Annotated in this window: 22 protein-coding genes; 12 read left to right on the plus strand and 10 right to left on the minus strand. The window is 61.1% G+C overall.

Going from position 1 to position 19423, the window contains the following annotated elements:
• The 7 genes from der (at position 1) to CHEJ32_RS0112830 (ending at position 5651) form a co-directional block, all read left to right on the plus strand.
• A complete protein-coding gene (der, locus tag CHEJ32_RS0112800; protein WP_028034228.1) occupies positions 1-1425 on the plus strand; it encodes a ribosome biogenesis GTPase Der in 1425 nt (474 codons plus the stop codon).
• A 276-nt stretch (positions 1426-1701) separates the two neighbouring features.
• Complete coding sequence (locus CHEJ32_RS0112805) at positions 1702-2862, plus strand: cell wall hydrolase (protein ID WP_028034229.1); 1161 nt, start codon at positions 1702-1704, stop codon at positions 2860-2862.
• 229 nt (positions 2863-3091) lie between these two features.
• Positions 3092-3445, plus strand: coding sequence for an AtpZ/AtpI family protein (locus tag CHEJ32_RS24680; RefSeq protein WP_051469654.1), 354 nt, complete (start codon positions 3092-3094; stop codon positions 3443-3445).
• Positions 3446-3476: 31 nt separating this feature from the next.
• On the plus strand, positions 3477-4226 hold the full coding sequence (locus tag CHEJ32_RS0112815; protein ID WP_028034230.1) for a F0F1 ATP synthase subunit A: 750 nt from the start codon (positions 3477-3479) through the stop codon (positions 4224-4226).
• A 60-nt stretch (positions 4227-4286) separates the two neighbouring features.
• On the plus strand, positions 4287-4514 hold the full coding sequence (locus CHEJ32_RS0112820) for a F0F1 ATP synthase subunit C (protein ID WP_028034231.1): 228 nt from the start codon (positions 4287-4289) through the stop codon (positions 4512-4514).
• A gap of 63 nt (positions 4515-4577) precedes the next feature.
• Entirely contained in the window at positions 4578-5162 is a 585-nt protein-coding gene (locus CHEJ32_RS0112825) for a F0F1 ATP synthase subunit B (RefSeq protein WP_028034232.1), read from the plus strand.
• Between the two features lie 9 nt (positions 5163-5171).
• Positions 5172-5651: a F0F1 ATP synthase subunit B gene (locus CHEJ32_RS0112830; RefSeq protein WP_028034233.1), complete on the plus strand. Its 480-nt coding sequence runs from the start codon at positions 5172-5174 to the stop codon at positions 5649-5651.
• A gap of 480 nt (positions 5652-6131) precedes the next feature.
• Here the strand turns inward: CHEJ32_RS0112830 and CHEJ32_RS0112840 are convergent, their stop codons facing one another.
• Entirely contained in the window at positions 6132-6911 is a 780-nt protein-coding gene (locus CHEJ32_RS0112840) for a TetR/AcrR family transcriptional regulator (protein ID WP_245261091.1), read from the minus strand.
• Between the two features lie 230 nt (positions 6912-7141).
• Between CHEJ32_RS0112840 and CHEJ32_RS0112845 the strand changes: the two genes are divergently transcribed.
• Positions 7142-7714: an NnrU family protein gene (locus CHEJ32_RS0112845; protein WP_028034235.1), complete on the plus strand. Its 573-nt coding sequence runs from the start codon at positions 7142-7144 to the stop codon at positions 7712-7714.
• 10 nt (positions 7715-7724) lie between these two features.
• Here the strand turns inward: CHEJ32_RS0112845 and CHEJ32_RS0112850 are convergent, their stop codons facing one another.
• The 9 genes from CHEJ32_RS0112850 to CHEJ32_RS0112890 all read right to left on the minus strand — a co-directional run bounded on the left by CHEJ32_RS0112850 (position 7725) and on the right by CHEJ32_RS0112890 (position 14309).
• On the minus strand, positions 7725-8429 hold the full coding sequence (locus tag CHEJ32_RS0112850; RefSeq protein WP_028034236.1) for a ribonuclease HII: 705 nt from the start codon (positions 8427-8429) through the stop codon (positions 7725-7727).
• 256 nt (positions 8430-8685) lie between these two features.
• A complete protein-coding gene (locus CHEJ32_RS0112855; RefSeq protein WP_028034237.1) occupies positions 8686-9840 on the minus strand; it encodes a PA0069 family radical SAM protein in 1155 nt (384 codons plus the stop codon).
• 148 nt (positions 9841-9988) lie between these two features.
• On the minus strand, positions 9989-10531 hold the full coding sequence (moaB, locus tag CHEJ32_RS0112860) for a molybdenum cofactor biosynthesis protein B (RefSeq protein WP_028034238.1): 543 nt from the start codon (positions 10529-10531) through the stop codon (positions 9989-9991).
• A complete protein-coding gene (locus CHEJ32_RS0112865) occupies positions 10524-11405 on the minus strand; it encodes a 4-(cytidine 5'-diphospho)-2-C-methyl-D-erythritol kinase (protein ID WP_028034239.1) in 882 nt (293 codons plus the stop codon). Before CHEJ32_RS0112865 ends, moaB begins: the two co-directional genes overlap by 8 nt.
• A 12-nt stretch (positions 11406-11417) precedes the next feature.
• Positions 11418-11603, minus strand: a complete 186-nt coding sequence (locus tag CHEJ32_RS0112870) for a hypothetical protein (protein ID WP_028034240.1) — start codon at positions 11601-11603, stop codon at positions 11418-11420.
• A 62-nt stretch (positions 11604-11665) separates the two neighbouring features.
• A complete protein-coding gene (locus tag CHEJ32_RS0112875; protein WP_028034241.1) occupies positions 11666-12526 on the minus strand; it encodes a S49 family peptidase in 861 nt (286 codons plus the stop codon).
• Positions 12527-12600: 74 nt separating this feature from the next.
• Complete coding sequence (locus CHEJ32_RS0112880) at positions 12601-13380, minus strand: tRNA1(Val) (adenine(37)-N6)-methyltransferase (RefSeq protein WP_028034242.1); 780 nt, start codon at positions 13378-13380, stop codon at positions 12601-12603.
• Positions 13381-13440: 60 nt separating this feature from the next.
• Positions 13441-14040: a hypothetical protein gene (locus CHEJ32_RS0112885; RefSeq protein ID WP_034658353.1), complete on the minus strand. Its 600-nt coding sequence runs from the start codon at positions 14038-14040 to the stop codon at positions 13441-13443.
• Between the two features lie 47 nt (positions 14041-14087).
• Positions 14088-14309 (minus strand): DUF2007 domain-containing protein, encoded by a 222-nt coding sequence (locus CHEJ32_RS0112890; protein WP_028034244.1) that lies wholly within the window; start codon positions 14307-14309, stop codon positions 14088-14090.
• A 138-nt stretch (positions 14310-14447) separates the two neighbouring features.
• Here CHEJ32_RS0112890 and CHEJ32_RS0112895 point away from each other — a divergent pair, with 138 nt between their 5' ends.
• The 4 genes from CHEJ32_RS0112895 (at position 14448) to CHEJ32_RS27915 (ending at position 18936) form a co-directional block, all read left to right on the plus strand.
• A complete protein-coding gene (locus CHEJ32_RS0112895; protein ID WP_028034245.1) occupies positions 14448-15464 on the plus strand; it encodes a polyprenyl synthetase family protein in 1017 nt (338 codons plus the stop codon).
• A 117-nt stretch (positions 15465-15581) separates the two neighbouring features.
• Complete coding sequence (locus tag CHEJ32_RS0112900) at positions 15582-17654, plus strand: tetratricopeptide repeat protein (protein WP_028034246.1); 2073 nt, start codon at positions 15582-15584, stop codon at positions 17652-17654.
• A gap of 181 nt (positions 17655-17835) precedes the next feature.
• Positions 17836-18786, plus strand: coding sequence for a glycine--tRNA ligase subunit alpha (locus CHEJ32_RS0112905; protein ID WP_034658329.1), 951 nt, complete (start codon positions 17836-17838; stop codon positions 18784-18786).
• 24 nt (positions 18787-18810) lie between these two features.
• Positions 18811-18936, plus strand: coding sequence for a hypothetical protein (locus CHEJ32_RS27915; protein WP_256375670.1), 126 nt, complete (start codon positions 18811-18813; stop codon positions 18934-18936).
• Positions 18937-19423 lie beyond the last annotated feature (487 nt).

Genomic DNA, 19423 nt, shown 5'->3' on the forward strand with positions numbered 1-19423 from the left:
ATGTCCTTCAAGGTCGCCATTGTCGGCCGGCCCAATGTCGGCAAGTCGACCCTCTTCAACAGGCTGGTCGGGCGCCGAATTGCGCTTGTCGATGACACTCCCGGCGTTACGCGTGACCGGCGCGTCCATCCGGCCCGCTTGCTCGACCTTCGTTTCGACGTCATCGACACGGCCGGTTTCGAGGAGGCTGCGGCGGCAAGTTTGGCCGGCCGCATGCGCGCGCAGACGGAAACGGCTATCGATGAAGCCGATCTCGTCTTGTTCATGATCGATGCGCGCGCCGGTCTGATGCCTGACGATCGCGCCTTCGCCGATGTGGTGCGGCGGAAGGGCAAGTCCGTGGTGCTGGTCGCCAACAAGACGGATGTGCGGGGAACCGATGCCGGCGTGCTGGAAGCGTTCGCGCTGGGTCTCGGCGAACCCATCGCTATCTCGGCGGAACACGGCCAGGGCATGGTGGAACTTCGCGACGCGATCGCCGAGGCTGCAGGAGAGTTCGAGGAAGAGGAGGCAGCCTCCGAAGAGAGAGCGGGAGAAACGGCTGCTCTCATCGGCGAGGACATCGATCCGGATTCGGAGGAGACGCCATACGATCCGACCAAGCCCATAAGGATTGCGGTGGTCGGTCGGCCCAATGTGGGGAAATCGACCCTCATCAACGCCCTCATTGGTGAGGAGCGATTGCTGACAGGCCCCGAGGCTGGAATCACCCGGGACTCCATTTCGGTCGATTGGCGCTGGCGCGGCAGGGAAATAAAGCTTTTTGATACGGCCGGCATGCGGCGCAAGGCGCGCGTGCAGGAAAAGCTGGAGAAGCTGTCCGTAGGCGAGACCTTGCGAGCCATCCGTTTCGCAGAGGTCGTCATCATCGTTTTCGACGTGACGATGCCCTTCGAGAAACAGGATCTCCAGATCGCGGATCTCATCATCCGCGAGGGCAGGGCGCCGGTGATCGCTTTCAACAAGTGGGACCTGGTCGAAAACCGCCAGGAAAAGCTTGCCGAGTTGCGCGAGAAGACGGAAAGGCTGCTTCCGCAGGCCCGCGGCTTGCGCTCGGTTCCCATCTCTGCGGAAACCGGCCGGGGCCTCGACCAGCTTCTGGAAGCGGCCGTCAACACTCATGTGGTGTGGAATCGGCGTATCCCGACCGGCCCCCTGAACCGCTGGTTGGAAGCGGCCACCGCCCAACATCCGCCGCCGGCCGTCGCTGGCAGGCGGCTGAAGGTCAAGTATATGACTCAGGTCAAGACACGACCGCCCGGTTTCGTGCTTTCCTGCTCACGCCCCGAGGCGATGCCGCAATCCTATATCCGCTACCTGGTGAACGGGCTGCGCGAGAGCTTCGATATTCAGGGCGTGCCGATCAGGATTTCCCTGCGCACATCCGAAAATCCTTATGCGGGCCGGGGCCGGAAGCGCACTTGACCGGCCGTAGCGTCGGGCATTCACCTGAGTGAAGGACGCCCCATCGTTCGCATTGAACCAGGCTCTGATGAGCAGGCTATTCCCAATTTCTAATTGGGACTCGCAAATACCAACGATGAATCTCAGAGCTTGATCAAGCTCCTCGCGCCCCGGTCCGGCGACCTACGCAAACCGGTACGGCATCAATCCGCCCATCGCTCCCCGCGTTAACCGGTGATCAAGGTTAACGAAATAATCTCGAAACAGTTGGCGTTTTAAGTTTCGAGAGGGGTACGAGTGGTTGCGTCAGGTGTAAGGCGGCGTCACGCGCCGGGGCAGAAGCGCTCTCGATTTCCTTCCATAGTTCTTGCTTTCGGCTTTCTGTTCGGCTTCCCGACGGTCGGCGCTTATCAGGACATGGTGAGCCTCGTTGCCGGACAGGGGACCCATGCCCGCTGGACGGCTGTCGTCGAACGCTCCGTTGCTGGGTCGGTTCACAAGGCGGAGATGCCGTTTCTCAATTCCGATGCGCCGGCCGCAGCTGTCTCGGGCGCGGGGCGCCTGATACCAGGCATCGGCGACGTCGCCTTCCGCACCCATGGCAAGGCTAAGGAAGGATCGGACGAAAAGAACATCGCCCGCGAATCCAAGCAAGGCCGGCTGGTGAAAACCTTGCCGATGGCTCCGCCGCGGCTCTTCAATGCGGGTACGATCTTCGAGCAGACCAGTCTGCTGAAAGCGGCGCCTCTCGGCGAGAAATTGATGGCGTTTGCAGAGCCGGAGATTCAAGGCAAGGAGGTCCAGATCGCCTCTGCCTTCTACCTTAAGAAGGAGCAGGACCTCGGATTGGCCCCGGCGGTGGCCGAACTGGTGAACAATGAAGAGGGCGACATTCTCGCGACCGCCTATGCACCGGCCGAACCGGACTACGCAAGAGCGTCCCCCTTCGCCAGCATCTTGCGGGACGAGAATGCCGGCCGGTTCATTCCCCCTGTTCCGCCGAGCGATCATCCATGGGCACGCACGCCGCTTCCGCCCGAGGTCTTTTCGGAGCGCGAACAGCAATGTCTGACCGCCGGTGTTTACTTCGAAGCCCGCGGCGAGCCTGTTCGCGGCCAAGCCGCGGTGGCCCAGGTCATCTTGAACCGGGTCCGCAACCCCGCCTATCCGAAAAGCATCTGCGGTGTGGTTTATCAGAACGAGAAGTGGCGCAATCGCTGCCAGTTCTCCTTCGCTTGCGACGGCATCAAGGATCGTGTGGCAAGCCCCAAGCATTGGCAGACCGCGAAGGAGGTCGCGTTAGCCGTGACCGCGGGCAAGATTTGGCTCGACGAAGTGGGGACATCGACCCATTACCACGCCACCTATGTGCATCCGCGCTGGGCGAAATTCATGGAGCGGACGAAGAAGATCGGTCAGCACATCTTCTATCGCACCTATGGCGGCGGCTGGGACTAAACGAACCCCAATCCCCGCTTTAAAGGCGCTCGGAAGCGCGATTCCACCGCCGGAATTCTTCCTGCGGTGGAAGACGCTTTGTCGCACCGCGATAAGCAACTGTTTTTTCATGGAAAACCTCCTGGCTTTCACAGTCGTTGGGCGGCTTGACTGCCGCTGCCCTGCTCACTATGTTGCGCGCGACTTCGAGGCGGGTATCCGCAGGCCGAAAACGGGCGTGGAGGCTCTGATGGGCAATCGCGAGGAGCCGGATGGTCTGGAGAAGCGGCGGCGTGATCTCGAGGCAGCCCTGGCGGCGCGACGGCCGAAAGAGCCGAGCAACGCAGGGGGCGCGAAGACGGGCGGTGTTAGCGGCTACGGGAATGCGCTGAGGCTTTCCAGCGAATTCATCGCAGGCATCCTTGTCGGAGCAGGCTTGGGGTGGTTCATCGATGAGATGGCCGGCACTTCGCCTTGGGGATTGATCATTTTCCTGCTCCTGGGTTTTGGGGCAGGAGTCCTAAACGTCCTGCGTTCCGCAGGGCTGGTTGCAGAATTTGGGGCGAAGCTGTCGAAAGGCGGCGACGACCCGCAAGGAAAATAGCGCAGCAGCGCGTGAGAGTAAGGGGATCCCAGTGGCCAACGATCCGATCCACCAGTTCCAAATCGCCAAGTGGATTCCGATCGAAATCGGCGGGCTCGATTTCTCTTTCACCAATTCGTCTGCCTTCATGGTGGCTACGGTGGTTGCCGCCGGCGCTTTTCTTTACCTGACCACGTCAAGTCGCGGCCTCGTTCCGAGCCGGCTGCAGTCCGTCTCGGAGATGTCCTACGAGTTCATCGCTTCGATGTTGCGGGATGCGGCCGGCAATCATGGGATGCGCTTCTTCCCCTTCATCTTTACGCTTTTCATGTTCGTGCTGGTGGCAAACCTGCTCGGCCTGTTCCCCTACTTCTTCACGGTTACAAGCCACATCATTGTAACCTTTGCACTGGCGCTGCTCGTTATCGGGACGGTGGTCGTCTACGGCTTCTACAAGCATGGGCTTGGATTTCTGAAGCTCTTCGTGCCGTCCGGCGTTCCTGTTGTCATCGCGCCGCTTGTGGTGGCAATCGAGGTCGTGTCCTTCCTCTCGCGCCCGATCAGCCTCTCAGTTCGTCTCTTCGCGAACATGCTGGCCGGCCATATCGCCCTCAAGGTTTTTGCCGGTTTCGTCACCTCGATGACCGCGCTCGGCATTGCCGGCGCAGCGGGCGCTGTCCTGCCGTTGGCGCTTACCGTAGCGATCACCGCACTCGAATTGCTCATGGCGTTCCTGCAGGCATATGTCTTTGTCGTTCTCTCCTGCATGTACATCAACGACGCGATACACCCGAGCCACTAGTCTTCACTCGCGGTGTTGCCGCGGGCCGAAATCACCTGAAGTTCCACAAGGAGTTTGGAAATGGAAGCACAAGCAGCAGCATATCTCGGCGCTGGCCTTGCCTGTCTGGGAATGGCCGGAGCCGCGCTCGGTCTGGGCAATATCTTCGGCAGCTATCTCTCGGGCGCGCTGCGCAATCCTTCCGCCGCTGATGGCCAGTTCGGCCGCCTCATCTTCGGCTTTGCCGTGACGGAAGCGCTCGGCATCTTCTCGCTGCTCATCGCTCTTCTCCTCCTGTTCACCACCTGATCGCGAACACGAGTGAGCGGCTGGCCGCGCCGCGGCCAGCTTTGATGAGCAGAGGAAAAGGCCATGTTCGTCGCATCGGCATTTGCACAAGAGGCGGCTGACCAGGCCGCTGGAGAAATACACACGGAGACGGGCGTAGCGGAGCACGGCAGCGAAGGCGGCTTTCCTCCCTTCCTCGTTGAGACTTATCCCTCGCAGCTTCTTTGGCTCGCGATCACGTTTGGTCTTTTCTATCTTTTCCTGAAGCGGGTGGTTCTGCCGCGCATCGGGGGCATTCTGGAGGTACGGCGCGACCGTATCGCCCAGGACCTCGACCAGGCGGCCCGCATGAAGGAAGAGGCGGATGCAGCTGTCGCTGCATACGAGCAGGAGCTTGCCGAGGCCCGTAAAAAGGCGGCGTCGATCGCCCAGGAGGCGCGCGACAACGCCAAGGCCGAAGCGGAAGCTGAACGCCGCAGGGTTGAAGCAGGGCTCGATTCCAAGCTCAAGGAAGCCGAGGCCAGGATTGCTCTGATCAAGGACACGGCACTTTCCGACGTCGGCACAATTGCCGAAGAGACGGCCGCTGCCATCGTCCAGGAGCTTGTGGGCGGCAAGGTCGACAAGGCTTCGCTCTCGGCGGCGGTAAAAGCCGCCCAGCAGCAGTAGGAGAGGCGCATGGACGCGACATTCTGGGCACTGGTGGCGCTTGTCATCTTCGTGGGCATCCTGCTTTACATCAAGGTGCCGGCGAAGTTGGCGGGTTCGCTGGATGCTCGCGCCGACCGCATCCGCAACGAGCTTGAGGAGGCACGTCGCCTTCGCGAGGAGGCCCAGCAGCTTTTGGCCGAGTACCAGCGCAAGCGGCGCGAGGCCGAGGAAGAGGCGAGGGATCTCGTCGAGGCCGCCAAGCGTGAGGCGAAGGTCATCGTCTCCGATGCCAAGTCTAAGACCGAGGAATATGTTTCCAGGCGCACCGCACTGGCCGAGCAAAAGATCGCTCAGGCCGAGCGGGATGCAGTGAACGAGGTGCGGGCTCGCGCCGTCGATGTCGCTGTGGCTGCGGCCGGCAAGCTTCTGGCGGAGAAGGTCGACAGCAGGACTGGCGAGGAGCTCTTCAAGGCTTCTCTGCAGGACGTCAAAACGCGACTGAACTGAACGCCTGTAATGAACTTTGAAAAATGCCGCCCTCTGGGCGGCATTTTTCTTTTGCGGGCTCTTGGATGAGGAATTTATCTCGAGCTTGCCTCCTCCAAGATGCAGCCTGCCGTCGCTTTGCCGAGTTCGGCGGCTCCGTGAAGAGATTTCTTCAATGGGCCATCGAGATAATGGGTCATCGAGATGCCCTCCCAGGAGCTATCAAGCTGTTGAAGCCGCGCTGCAATCATTGCCTTTTTTTTAGATAATGCGCATTTCCCGGAACGGCACGGCTCCCTCTGGTACGCCTCTCGCTCCGCGCGGAGGACGAAATCTCGTTCGCAAATCCTGCCAAGCGAGCTCGGCACCATCAATATGCTGGACGCTGCCTGAGTGAGCGGACTTCGTAATTCGGGCACGCTGTCGACGAGAGTAGGAGGAGCGCCTTGGCGAATTTGGCGCGAGCCTCGACCGCTCTGGATGAAATCCTTGTCTATGCAGTCAGCCCATCTCGCTTTCGCGTGTCGGCTCTGCTGATAAAGTCGGCGCGGCTTTCACCGGGGCGTCATAAGGGATATCCAGGAGCCTGCAGAGCTCCTGCAAGCATTCCTCGAAAACGGGTTCCAGGTTGTTATAGGCAAAGCCGATCTGATTCAGGACTTCCATGCAGAGCAGCCCGTATAGCCGCATCCAACAGGAAAGAAAGATATAGGCGGCCTCAGGGGGCAGCACGCCGTCCAGCCTTTCCGAATAGGTCCTCAACTGCTCCGCAAGCGCAGGGTCCATGTCTTCCAGACTTGGGATGGGAAATCGCTTCGTGCGCCAGATCTGGACGATCTCTTCCATGAAGACTTGGCCGAATGCCCTGCCTGACTGGCTCAGGTTCGTGCATCTTTCGTGGCCGTCAGGCGCCGGAGTGGCAAAGAGGCAGCCGAACTCGGCTGGATGAGCAACCGCCCACTGACGCAAGGCACGGCAGATCGCGAGAAGGCGGCAGTCCGGGTTCGCTGCGCCGCTGCGGTCACGCGCGGATGTGAGCGCATTCACGAGTTCGCAATAAAGATCGTGCCGGAGCGCTTCGGTGAGTTCGCCTTGGCTGGAATAGTATCGGTAGAGGGCAGGACCGCTCATCCCCATCCGTCGCGCCACCGCGTTGACCGTCACGGCCGCGGCACCCTGGCTGACAAGGAGTTCGCGTGCAATGCTCCTCATCTCAGCCATGGTGGCTTCGCGAAGCTTCTCCCTGCGGCTCGTCTTCTTCGGTCCAGTTCCGTCGCTCATCGGCATATTGACATGATAGCCCACATAACGATAGTTAGACTATCTAACTTTTGTGAATGGGGCAAGTTCAGCACTTCCATGATTCCGCCCGGAAGCGCTGCTGCACCCCGCCATCCTTTGAGACGTACAAGGATGGATGCAAGTTATTGAATCTAAGCGCTGCTGGCGAAACCGTTCCGGTGGTCGCGGCTATGCGCTAGAATGGGCGGAGGGTGGATTGGAGGAGCCGCATGCTGGTCCTTGTTCTTGGTCTCGTTATCTTCCTCGGCACGCATTCGGTCCGGATTGTGGCGCCGCAATTGCGCGAGGGTGTCATACGCAGCCGCAGCTTGGGCGCCTGGAAAGGCATGTACAGTCTCGCGGCATTCCTCGGACTGGTGCTGATCGTCTGGGGCTATTGGCTCGCTCGGCAGGACCCGGTCATCCTCTATACGCCGCCTGTCGGGATGCGCCACCTGACGCTAGCCCTCATGCTCCCGGTCTTTCCCCTCATGGCCGCATCGCATCGGCCGGGGCGCATCAGCGCAGCTGTCGGACATCCAATGCTGCTCGGCACGGTGCTTTGGGGCGTTGCCCATCTATTGGCCAACGGCACGCTGGCCGACTTGCTTCTGTTCGGCGGCATTGCAGCTTGGGCCGGCATAGACTGGGTTTCTTCCGTTCGGCATCCGCGCGAGCCTGTGTTCAAGGGCAAACCGACGCCGAGAAATGATGTGATGGCGATCGTTGCGGGGCTGATTATCTACGCGATCTTTGTTGGTGGGCTACACCGGCTTCTTTTCGGTGTCTCACCCATTGGCTAAGCGGTGAGCACTAGGTGGCGAAGAACTCTGCGGCCTCCTCGGCCGGTGCAGCGATGCCGTCTTCGGGCGTTTTGAAAGGCGAGAAGCTCATCCGGTGAAGCCGCGTTACAGGGCCATAGGCGGTGATGGCTTCGCGGTGGCGTTCGGTTGCATAGCCGACATGGCTGTGAAAGCCATAGTGGGGCATCAGCATGCCGGTCCTCACCATCATCCGGTCCCGCATGACCTTGGCAACGATCGAAGCCGCGGCGATGGACTGGGATCGCTGGTCGCCTTTGACGACAGCCCGGCATGGGCAGGGGAGGCCCGGAGGAATATCCCTTCCGTCAGCAAGCGCATAGGCCGGCTGCACGCAAAGCCCGTCAAGGGCGCGCCGCATGGCTTCCAGACTGGCTCTGAGGATGTTCGATTCGTCTATGCTGGAGGCGCAAACAGATGCGACGGACACGGCGATCGAAGCGCTGAAGATCTCCTGCACCAGCGCCTCGCGCGCTTCCGCGGTGAGCCGCTTCGAATCGTCCAATCCATTCGGAATCCGATCCGGGTCGAGGACAACCGCTGCCGCCACCACAGGCCCGGCAAGGGGGCCACGTCCCGCCTCGTCCAACCCCGCCACGGGCGCCAGACCGTCGCGCATAATCCCCGCCTCCAGCGTGAAGTCGGGACGCACGGGCAGATCGAAGAGGGGCGGAGAATCGGACTGCGAGGAAGCCATGGCGGCATGCTTGCATCGCTGCCGATTCTCCGCAAGCCTTTCCCAACGCTTCGGACAAAAAGCGGGGAAGGCTGCCGTCGGCCCGGGGGCGAAGGGCTACGACGGTCGCTCCGGAGCGGCATGGGGCGAGACCGCACCGGAATTGCAAACTTCGATCGACGCAGGAGAATCCGGCAGCTGCCGGTACTCACCTGGCGTCGTCATCGCTTCAACTGATCCGTCCTTGGAAGGATATGCCGGACCTGGCGCTTCTTTCCTAAAGAAGGCTCAGCTGCTCTCCTTCGCCTTTTCCGGCCTTGAAAAGATCGGTGCGCAGCTTTCGCCGCTCGGCATTGAGCCCGATCCTCCGAGCCGCAATCTCAAAACGCCGTCCGATCTGCCAGGCATAGGGGCCAGTACCCTTCATTCGCTTCCCCCATTCGGAATCATAATCCTTGCCTCCGCGCATCGAACGCACGAGCGACATCACATGCCTGTAGCGATCGGGATAATGGCGCAGGAGCCAGTCCTTGAAGATCGGGCTCACCTCCAGTGGCAGACGCAGGATCACATAACCTGCCTCCTTGGCACCCACCGCATGGGCGGATTCCAGGATACGCTCGATCTCGCTGTCGTTCAGGCCGGGGATGACCGGCCCTATCATCACTGAAGCGGGAATGCCGGCCTCGTTCAGCGCCCGCATCGCCTCCAGCCTGCGTGTCGGCGTTGCCGCCCTGGGCTCCATGGTCCGTGCAAGCCGCCGGTCAAGCGTGGTTACGGAAAGGGCTACTTTAGCCAGGCCGCGTTCAGCCATGCGCGACAAAATATCTATATCGCGCATGACCAGTGCGGATTTCGTGACGATGCCGACCGGGTGGTTATGGGCATCTAGAACCTCGAGGATCTCGCGCATAATGCGCCACTTCTTCTCGATCGGTTGATAAGGATCCGTGTTGGTACCGATCGCGATCGTCCGTGGCTCGTATCCCGTTTTGGCGAGTTCCTTTTCCAGCAGGCGCGGCGCGTCGGGTTTTGCGAACAGTTTCGATTCGAAATCAAGCCCGGGCGACAAACCCATGTAACTATGCGTCGGGCGAGCGAAGCAGTAGACACAACCGTGCTCACAACCGCGATAAGGATTTATCGAACGGTCGAAGGAGATATCCGGTGAGGCGTTGCGCGTGATGATCGTACGCGGTTTTTCGACCTGCACTTCGGTCTTGAAGGGCGGCAGTTCCTCCAGCGTCTCCCATCCGTCATCGAACACATGACGGGTGAGCGGCTCGAAGCGTCCCGTGGGATTGATGCCGGCGCCGCGTCCTCTTCGGCGATCGTCGCCGACCCGGACGCCTGCCTCATCGATGATCGCGTTTGCCATGGCAGAACCTCCATCGCTGTAAGCGGCAATGTCTGCCCGTACGATCTGTTCCATCGTCCTGCCTCCGCGCTGCCCGGCCGGCGCGCTGATGTCTTGAGATGAATCTATTCCTATTCGGCTATAAGGAACAAATCAAGAACATTTTACGCGAGGGAAGAACGTGGCCAAAGGCGCGGCTGTGAAGAAGCTGTGGAATAAGGAATCAGCGCGAGGTGGCGCCGCGCTTCAGGTGCTCATCGAGACGCGGCATGATTTCCACGAAATTGCAGGGCTTGTGCCGGTAGTCGAACTGATCCTTCAGGATGGAATCCCAAGCATCGCGACAGGCGCCGGGCGAACCCGGGAGAACGAAGACGAACGTCTGGTCGATGAGGCCGGCAGTGGCCCGGGATTGGATCGTAGAGGTTCCGATCTTCTCAAAGGAAATCCTGTGGAAGACCTGTGAAAAACCGTCCATCCGTTTTTCGAACAGCGGCTCGAGGGCTTCCGGTGTCACGTCGCGTCCCGTGAAGCCGGTGCCGCCGGTGGTGATCACGGCATCGATCCCGGGATCGGCGCACCAGGCGCGAACGAGGCTGCGGATATGCCGGATCTCGTCTGGCGCTATGCTGCGGTCCGCCAATTCGTGGCCCGCTTCCTTGATGCGTTCGGCAAGCGTCTGCCCCGATTTGTCATCGGCCAAGCTACGCGTATCCGAAACGGTGAGCACGGCAAACCGCACGGGAATGAACTGCCGCTCAGACATTGACCAACTCCCCCGTTGAAGCCGATGTTTCGGTGGCGCAAACAAACCAATGGGGATGCTTTTGGGCGATCGCCTGGCGGGTTCGTTCCGCCGCCTCTTGATGCTCGAAAATACCGAAGCAGGTGGCGCCGGAGCCCGACATGCGGGCGATAAGCGCTCCCTCGGCACGCAGCAGCCCGAGAACGCTGCCGATCTCGGGCACGAGTGAAAGCGCGGCCGGCTCCAGGTCGTTGCGTGTGAGCCGCATCCATTCCAGGAGTTCCGCCGGGTCGCTCTTCGAGGGCAGGGCAGGAAGGGGCGCGTGCTCGCGCTTGATCAGGGCTGAGAACACTTTTGGAGTGGCGAGCGGCAGGCCGGCATTGACCAGGAGGATGGGAAGCCGGGGCAGGGCGGGAAAGGGCTCCAGCATCTCGCCGATACCGCGCGCGATCAGGGGACGTCCGTAAAGGCACATGGGCACATCGGCTCCGAGCATCAGCCCGATCTGGGCAAGCTCCTTGGGAGGGACCTGGATCTCCCACAAGCGGGTCAGCAGCTTCAGCACCGCCGCGGCGTCGCTTGATCCGCCTCCTATACCCGCAGCGACGGGCAGGTTCTTTTCAAGCGTGATCGCCACGGGTGACTTTGCTTGAGCACCAAAATGCAGCCGGAGGATGTCCCGCGCCTTGAGCACCAGGTTGGCCCCGCCTTCCAGGCCGTCGCGGAAAGGTCCCGTCACCTCGAAGTGATCCCGATCCGATGGTCGGACGGAAAGCCGATCCCCGAAAGCAGTGAAGGCTACAAGGGATTCCAGCAGGTGATACCCGTCGGCACGCCGGCCGATCACATGCAGCGCGAGATTGATCTTTGCCGGGGCCGTATTTTCAAGTTTCATTCGTTGCGGCGCTTAGTCCTTCGCCAAGCGGTACTCGCCGGTCCGCGGATCCTTCACAAGCGTGCCCATACTGCCCGTGGCGGCTTCCTTCCGAACGCGCTCCATCCGCTTTGTGACGCGTTCAGCCTCGCGAAGGAAAAGTCGATAGCCGGCAAGTGCCACGGCGGCGACAAGAGCGAGGAAAATGAGTTGCGGCATGGCCGAGTGCCTCCTTTGGCGATGTTCCTCATTCTATGGCGGTTTGCGACAGCAGCAAGGCGCTAGAATCCGAAACGGCGCCAGAGCGCCTGGTCTTCAAGGGTTTGAATAAGGCCGGCTGCCGCAGCCGCTGCGATTTCGGTCTCCCGGCCTTCAATTCCGAAGAAGCCCAGCCTTCGGCCCAATAGGCCGCGAGGGGCGCTGACGAGCTTAAGGCGGGTCTTCGGTCCGTAGCGCTGCTTAAGAAAGGATCGCATATCGCCGATCGCATCGACAAGGCCCAGCGCAAGACCTCTTTCACCTGTCCAGAAAAGGCCGGTGAAGAGATCGTCGTGATCGGCAAGCTTTGCGCCACGCCGCTGCCGGACGAGCGAAATGAACGTCTGGTGAACCTCTTCCTGCAGGGCTTTCAGCCGTTCCACGTCTTCCTCTTTTTCCGGCTGGAAAGGATCGAGGATCGCCTTGTTGCGTCCGGAGGTATGAACGCGGCGCTCCACACCGATCTTCTTGATGAGATCCTGAAAGCCGAAACCCGCTGAAACGACGCCGATCGAGCCGACGATGGAGGAGGGGTCGGCGATGATCTCGTCACCGGCAAGGGCGATCATGTAACCACCGGAGGCGGCAACATCCTCGACGAAGACAAAAACGGTCCTTTTCTTTTCTTCCGCCAGATCGCGGATGCGCCTGTAGATCAGACGTGACTGCACCGGTGATCCGCCAGGCGAGTTGACCGAGATTGCGACAGCAGGGCTGGAGATGGAGAATGCCTTCTCCAGGAGACCAGCCGTGGAGGCCAGTGACAGCGACTGCCGCATGGGGCCGGCGCCCGCCATGATCGTCCCGTGCAGCCTGACGACGGGAATGGTGATGGCATCGGAACGAAGGGATTTCGGCAGGAGGCGTGCCAGCGATTCTTTCACTTAGGAGGTCTCCGCGACTGGTTATCTTCATGTAGGCATTGGTATGCAGGACGCAATGGCAATCACACCAACGCTCAGTCGGGGAAAAGTGTTTCCCTGCCGTTTATGATAGCGTCCGCACGTTCCGTGAAGGCTCGGCCGTCCTGCTCATGCAATATGAGGGGCGGTACGATGCTCAAGGCCCCCCGGGCACCCTTGCGCGCCCTGAGAACGATGCGGATCGCATCGGCTTCCGGACGTGGATGGACCGGAAGACAGCGTGGGCTGCCAAACCGGCCTTCTAGTGATGCGATGATTTCGGCAAGCGAAGCTGGCCGAGCGATGATCGCCACTTCCGCTTTCGACCGCGCGATCGCGGAGGCTGTCCGGAGCCATCGGTCGAAGAGGCCATCGGTCAGAACGTGGGCATCCCGCCGAAGCAGGTCTGGCGTCGCGCGGTCCCGTGCCGAGTTGAAGGGCGGGTTCATAATGATGAAGTCGAAGGAACGGTCCGGCAGGCCGGCACGAACCCGCTCCGGGCCGGAAAGCTCGACGTCTGCCTGCGCCACCTTGATGCGGGCGGCGAGCCCCGCATTTTCGGAAAGGCCACAGCTTTGCAGCGCACAATCCGCCATGGTGGCAACTTTCTCGACCAGCAGCACCTGCGCCCTCAAGCAGCGCGCCGCAACCGCGAAGCCGGCGGCGCCCGCTCCAGCGCCTAGATCCGCCAGATCGCCATGGAAGCCGTTGGGAACGGCTGCAGCCAGCAGCATTGCATCGAGCCCCGCGCGATGACCCTTGCCGGCGGGCTGGACGAGATGGAACGCGCCGCGATGGAAGGCATCGATGGTGAAGGGGGGCGGCTCGGTGTTCATGACCTCTGTATATCGCAGCCGAGCGTGGAGGATGTCGCTCACGGAAAATTCAACGCTGGCCTAACTGCGCTGCTCCAGCCAGCTCTGAAATTCGGCGAGGTTGCTTACCTTGTGCTCTAACACTGCATGGTAGACAAGGAAACTTGGAAGAGGTTCGGCTTGTGCTGGCGGGCTCGCCGCCAGATCCGTCTTGATCAAAAGGATGGTCTCGCGAATATGAGGCGTTAGACGCCGGCCGATCGTTTCCAGATGGCCCAAGTCGGGCTGTCTGGCCGGCTCGTCCACGAACCAGATGTCGAAGGTCCATTCGTCATCTGCTGCCGATAGGCAGGTGATACCGATATACAATCCATCAGGATATGCCTCGGGTGTCTTGTTCCAGAAGCCGCTGTCATTCCTGAACCGCACCGAGCCCACGCGCGGATGAGCGGCCAATTCCCTTAGAAGTTCTGCGATCGCCGCGTGAGTGGGCGAATCCAGTTTATCGCAGACGACGGTGATGTCGATATCGCGGCGGACCATGAGTCCCAAGGCGGAACTGCCGACGCGGATTGGATTTCCGATCGCGCGGAGCCTGTTCTCGATATCCATCAGCTCCACGATCGAATCAGCTTCTGCCTGCAATGCAGCCTGCCGATCCAGGAGGTCAGCCCTTCCCACGATTAACCACCCCTGTTCGTCCAGCAGGCCACGCAAAGCTGATCACGTCAGGAGCCGTCCCCGGTGGTCACGCCGGCGTCTACAAGCAGTTTCCTTGCATCCGCGACCTGGTCTTCCGCAACCAGCACGCGGCGGGGCAATACGCCCAAAGAACCTTCCAGGATGCTCATATTCTGATCGGCTATGATGTAATCGATCCCTGCATCGCGCAGCAGGCTTTCGATGAAGGAGATGGCGACGGCGTCATTGGTGCGGATAAGTTCGATCATGACTAGACGTTCGCAGGTCCATGTCTACTTGTAAATGCGCCCCGCTTGCCTTACCCCCAACCCCGCGCCAACTCGCCGCTTGCGGGGAGGTGGGCTGCGGCCATACACTTCAGAGGCTGTTAGGAAGGAGAAGCACTGGTGGGTGTCGTATTGAATCTTGAAGACGGCAAGCGCGGTGCGGCCTCCATCGAGGGCCTGATAGCGCTGACCAAGGACGATATGGCGCGCGTCAACGAGTTGATCCTTTCGAAAGCGGGTTCGGATGTGGATTTGATTCCCCAACTTGCCCGCCATCTGATCTCATCCGGCGGCAAGCGACTGCGCCCCATGATCACCCTGGCGGCAGCGCAGACCTTCGGCTATTCCGGCGAGGGGCATGTGAAGCTCGCCACGAGCGTGGAATTCATGCACACCGCCACGCTGCTCCACGACGACGTGGTCGATGAAAGCGACCTGCGGCGCGGCAAGAAGACGGCACGCACGATCTGGGGCAATCAGGCGAGCGTGCTGGTAGGGGATTTCCTCCTGGGGCAGGCCTTCCGCATGATGGTCGATGTCGGGTCACTCGATGCCCTCGACGTGCTTTCTACCGCCGCCGCCATCATCGCCGAGGGCGAGGTGATGCAACTTGGCGTTTCGAAGAACCTGGAGACCACCGAAGACGAGTATCTGGCAGTCATCAAGGCCAAGACGGCGGCCCTCTTTTCCGCCGCGGCGGAGGTGGGGCCGATCATAGCCGAGGCGTCGCGCAACGACCGGGCGGCGCTGCGCTCATTCGGCATGAATCTGGGCCTTGCTTTCCAACTTGTCGATGATGCACTTGATTATGGCGGCAGCAGCCGTGATCTCGGCAAGAATGTCGGTGACGATTTCCGCGAGGGCAAGGTGACGCTGCCGGTGATCCTGAGCTACCGGCGCGGCTCGGACGAGGAGCGGCTTTTCTGGAAGCGTGCCATCGAGGAGAACCAGAGCGACGATGACGCGCTGCAGAAGGCGATCGGCCTCATGAGCCGCCATGGTGCGATCGGAGACACGATCGCGCGCGCCCGACATTTCGGCGAGATCGCTCGTGACGCGCTCGCCCCGTTGAAGAGTACGCCGCAGAAAGCGGCGCTTTTCGATGTCATCGATTTCTGCATCAGCCGGGTTTCGTAGGCGGGACAGGCCGCAATTGCCGATTGCGACACAATCGCAAAAAGGCCATGCTCTGCAGCTAGCGAGACTCCGTGGCAATTTCCGTAAGGGAAGGGCCGAACCGACGGAAGGGATAGTATGCGGCTAACCAGGGCAACACTCAACGCGACGGCGGCACTCGCGGTTTTCATGGCGTTTTCCGCGCAGACGGTCGGCGCCAAGGATGCTGAAAAGGCGGCCGGGCAGGTTCCCACCAGTACGTTTTCGGGTGCTTACCTGGCCGGAAGGGCGGCCGAGTTTGAGGATGATCTGAAGAGCGCGGTCACCTATTACGAGCGCGCGCTGGCACTCGATCCCGACAATGCCGATCTGCAGCAGACACTGCTGCTCGCGCTGGTCTCCCAAGGCGAAATAGACAAGGCACTCCCTTACGCGGATCAGTTGAAGGCCGTTCCCGAGGTCGAGCGCTTCTCTCGCCTTACATTGGCGATCGACTCTTTCCGCAAGAAGGATTTTGCCGCCGCTGAACGATGGCTCAATCTGGTTCTGGAATCCGATCTCGACCGCCTTATCACCGGCATCATGACAAGCTGGGCAAAGGTGGGGCAGGGCGATACCGAAGCCGCGCTGACCAGCCTCGACAATCTCCAGGGCCCGCAATGGTACGATCTTTTCAAATCCTATCATCGCGCCCTCATCCTGGCTAATGACGGGCAGGCTGAGGAAGCCGACGCAGCCTTTGACGAAGTGGTCACCGAGCTGGCTCCCCGTTCCGTCGCCCCCGACACAATGGGTCGTCTCGCTGAAGTGTATGCTTCCTATCTGTCGAGCCGTGGCGAAAAGGAGCGCGCGCTCGCCGTGCTCCAGCAGGCGGAGCAGACGGGAGGCGGCATAGCCACCATTCCCGAACTTCGCGCCAAGATCGAAGGCGGCGAGAAGCTCGACTCGGTGGTGGCGAATGCGCCCGACGGGGCAGCCGAAATCCTGCTCAACATTGCCACCGAGCTTGCAAGCGGTGGGGGTGATTCTTTCGTCCGCGTCTATCTTCAGCTTGCGCGGGCTCTGCGCCCGCATGGCGACGCCGTTCTCGTGCAACTCGCCCATGTCGCCGAGCGGCAGCAGGATGGCGAGGAGGCGATCGCGATTTACCGCCAGATCCGAAAGGGCTCGCCCTGGGCGCGGTTCGTGGATTTCCAGATCGGCCTCAACCTTGCCGACCTGAAGCGGAACGACGAGGCGATCGCGCACCTGAAAAAGGTGCTGGAGGCCGACCCGAAAGACATGCGCGCCTACCTGGCGCTGGGCGGTGTTTATGCGAGCCAGAAGAATTACCGCGACGCGGCCGAACTCTATGATCGTGCAGTGGCGCAAATCCCGGAGCCCGGGCGTGAGCACTGGAACATCTTCTATCAGCGCGGCATCGCCTATGAGCGCCTGAAGCAATGGCCCAAGGCGGAGCCAAATTTCAAAAAGGCGCTGGAGCTTTATCCCGACCACCCGCAGGTGCTGAATTATCTCGGCTATTCCTGGATCGACATGAACATGAACCTCGAAGAGGGCATGGAACTGATCAAGAGGGCCGTGGAACTCAGGCCCAGCGACGGCTACATCGTTGATTCGCTCGGATGGGCCTATTACCGGCTCGGTCAGTACGATCAGGCGGTCGAGCATCTGGAGCGAGCCGTGTCGCTGCGTCCCGAAGATGCGGTTCTGAACGACCACCTCGGCGACGTCTATTGGCGCGTCGGGCGTAAGCTCGAGGCGCGCTACCAGTGGTCGCAGGTCAAGTCTCTCGAGGCCGAACCCGATCTCCTCGCACAGGTGGAAGAGAAGCTGAAGAACGGCCTGCCGCCCGTGGATGGCGAAAAGGTGGCCGATGCTGCAGGCAACGCGCGGACGGCGAATGACAGCACTCCCGCCGCTCCGGCCAAACAGCCCGAAGAACAGCCTGCTGCTCAACCCTCCCAACCGGCCGAGGAGCCCGAGCAGCCACAGGCCCAGCCTGCAACGCCGGAGGAGCCGGCGGATACAGGCGCGAGCGCCGAGACCGACGCGACTTATAAGGTGAAGCCTGGTCAGTCCCTTTGGTCCATCGCCGTTGAAGAGCTGGGCGACGGCAAGCGCTTCCGCGAAATCCTGAACCTCAACCCGGTGCTCAAGGGCGATCCGAACCGCATCCGCCCGGGTCTGGAGCTGAAACTGCCGCGATAATTCGCTGCTATCCCGGAGCGCCGAAGGGCTCTCCGGGATGCCACTGGTGCGAAATCGCCGCGCACGGGCCGGTCCTTGCCCCAGCCAATTGCTTGACGCTCGCTCGCCCGCGCAATAGGACGGGGCCGCTTTTGTCCATCGCTCCGGAGAAGCTCGCGTGAACGCCAGCGCCCTTCCTCACATGCACCCCTCGCGGTCCTTTCAGGGCCTGATCCTGACGCTGCACAGCTATTGGGCGGAGCAGGGTTGTGTGATTCTCCAGCCCTACGACATGGAGGTCGGCGCGGGTACCTTCCATCCGGCGACGACGCTGCGCTCGCTCGGGCCACGGCCGTGGAACGCCGCCTATGTGCAGCCCTCGCGCCGACCCAAGGATGGCCGCTACGGCGAAAACCCCAACCGGCTGCAGCATTACTATCAATATCAGGTGATCCTGAAGCCGAACCCGCCCAACCTGCAGGAACTCTATCTCGGCTCGCTCGCCGCGATCGGCCTCGATCCGCTCCTGCACGATATCCGCTTCGTCGAGGACGATTGGGAAAGCCCGACGCTCGGCGCATGGGGGCTCGGCTGGGAATGCTGGTGCGACGGCATGGAAGTCTCCCAGTTCACCTATTTCCAGCAGGTTTGCGGCATCGAGTGCGCGCCCGTTTCAGGCGAGCTCACCTACGGCCTCGAGCGCCTGGCCATGTATGTGCAGGGCGTGGACAATGTGTATGACCTGAACTTCAACGGGTTGGAAGGCCCGGAGAAGGTCACCTATGGCGAGGTTTTCCTGCAGGCCGAGCAGGAATATTCGCGCCACAATTTCGAATATGCCGACACGGCGATGCTCTTCCGCCATTTCGAGGATGCGGAGAAGGAATGCCGTGCGCTGCTCGAAGCCGGAGCGCCTCGTTCAAGCGACAATGCTCCGCTGCACCGCATGGTCTTCCCTGCCTATGACCAGTGCATCAAGGCTTCGCACGTGTTCAACCTGCTCGATGCCCGCGGCGTGATCTCGGTCACCGAGCGCCAGAGCTATATTCTGCGCGTCCGCGATCTGGCGAAAGCTTGTGGCGAAGCCTTCCTGCAGACCGAGGCCGGTGGCGCGACGCCCTCCTCACCCTCCATGGGGAAGGCCGCCGCGTAGCGACGGGTAGGAAAGAGGCGCCTTATGTCCAGAGCTGGTACGCGCCAGGCAGAATATATTGCCGGCGCGGAAACACCCTGTGGCTTGCATATCCCGGCCGTCATCTCGACGGCTCGCCGCACGCCGGTCATCTCGTCCGAAAAGGCCTGATGCGCGGCAAAGCAGGCCATCAATGCGATCAGTTGCAGAAGTGTCGATGCCGTCTTCATGGCCGTTCCGGACAAAGCTTCGCCGTCTGAAGCGCCTGCGCTTCAGCGCCTTTCGTTGCGTTGAGTGATTTCGCTCCAAGAACGGGCGATCACCCGCCGATCCGACACTAAGATGAAGTTTTTCTCGATATCCGATGGTGCCACTTTGAGGTCAAAGATGCCATTTCTGGCACCATATTCGGGTGACAGTTGCCGGTTGAATTGCTATTGCCCCGCATATTTCCAAGCATCGAGCCCGCCAAATGCCCGACCTTCTTCTTGAACTGCGCAGCGAAGAAATCCCCGCCCTGCCGCGCGCCCGCAGCGCCGGAGGCGCGAGGACGCTCAAACAAAAGAATGACACGCGGGCGGAGATTCACTGATGCCAGACCTTCTTCTTGAACTTCGTAGCGAAGAAATCCCCGCCCTGCCGCGCGTCCGCAGCGCCG

This window comes from Chelativorans sp. J32, from assembly GCF_000518985.1.
GTDB lineage: Bacteria > Pseudomonadota > Alphaproteobacteria > Rhizobiales > Rhizobiaceae > Chelativorans.

Bases quoted from the DNA above. Each gene is read 5' to 3' on its own strand.
- der (WP_028034228.1), top strand. From the start codon at position 1: ATGTCCTTCAAGGTCGCCATTGTCGGCCGGCCCAATGTCGGCAAGTCG.
- CHEJ32_RS24680 (WP_051469654.1), top strand. From the start codon at position 3,092: ATGGGCAATCGCGAGGAGCCGGATGGTCTGGAGAAGCGGCGGCGTGAT.
- CHEJ32_RS0112820 (WP_028034231.1), top strand. From the start codon at position 4,287: ATGGAAGCACAAGCAGCAGCATATCTCGGCGCTGGCCTTGCCTGTCTG.
- CHEJ32_RS0112825 (WP_028034232.1), top strand. From the start codon at position 4,578: ATGTTCGTCGCATCGGCATTTGCACAAGAGGCGGCTGACCAGGCCGCT.
- CHEJ32_RS0112830 (WP_028034233.1), top strand. From the start codon at position 5,172: ATGGACGCGACATTCTGGGCACTGGTGGCGCTTGTCATCTTCGTGGGC.
- CHEJ32_RS0112840 (WP_245261091.1), bottom strand. From the start codon at position 6,911: ATGAGCGACGGAACTGGACCGAAGAAGACGAGCCGCAGGGAGAAGCTT.
- CHEJ32_RS0112845 (WP_028034235.1), top strand. From the start codon at position 7,142: ATGCTGGTCCTTGTTCTTGGTCTCGTTATCTTCCTCGGCACGCATTCG.
- CHEJ32_RS0112850 (WP_028034236.1), bottom strand. From the start codon at position 8,429: ATGGCTTCCTCGCAGTCCGATTCTCCGCCCCTCTTCGATCTGCCCGTG.
- CHEJ32_RS0112855 (WP_028034237.1), bottom strand. From the start codon at position 9,840: ATGGAACAGATCGTACGGGCAGACATTGCCGCTTACAGCGATGGAGGT.
- moaB (WP_028034238.1), bottom strand. From the start codon at position 10,531: ATGTCTGAGCGGCAGTTCATTCCCGTGCGGTTTGCCGTGCTCACCGTT.
- CHEJ32_RS0112865 (WP_028034239.1), bottom strand. From the start codon at position 11,405: ATGAAACTTGAAAATACGGCCCCGGCAAAGATCAATCTCGCGCTGCAT.
- CHEJ32_RS0112870 (WP_028034240.1), bottom strand. From the start codon at position 11,603: ATGCCGCAACTCATTTTCCTCGCTCTTGTCGCCGCCGTGGCACTTGCC.
- CHEJ32_RS0112880 (WP_028034242.1), bottom strand. From the start codon at position 13,380: ATGAACACCGAGCCGCCCCCCTTCACCATCGATGCCTTCCATCGCGGC.
- CHEJ32_RS0112890 (WP_028034244.1), bottom strand. From the start codon at position 14,309: ATGATCGAACTTATCCGCACCAATGACGCCGTCGCCATCTCCTTCATC.
- CHEJ32_RS0112900 (WP_028034246.1), top strand. From the start codon at position 15,582: ATGCGGCTAACCAGGGCAACACTCAACGCGACGGCGGCACTCGCGGTT.
- CHEJ32_RS0112905 (WP_034658329.1), top strand. From the start codon at position 17,836: ATGCACCCCTCGCGGTCCTTTCAGGGCCTGATCCTGACGCTGCACAGC.
- CHEJ32_RS27915 (WP_256375670.1), top strand. From the start codon at position 18,811: ATGTCCAGAGCTGGTACGCGCCAGGCAGAATATATTGCCGGCGCGGAA.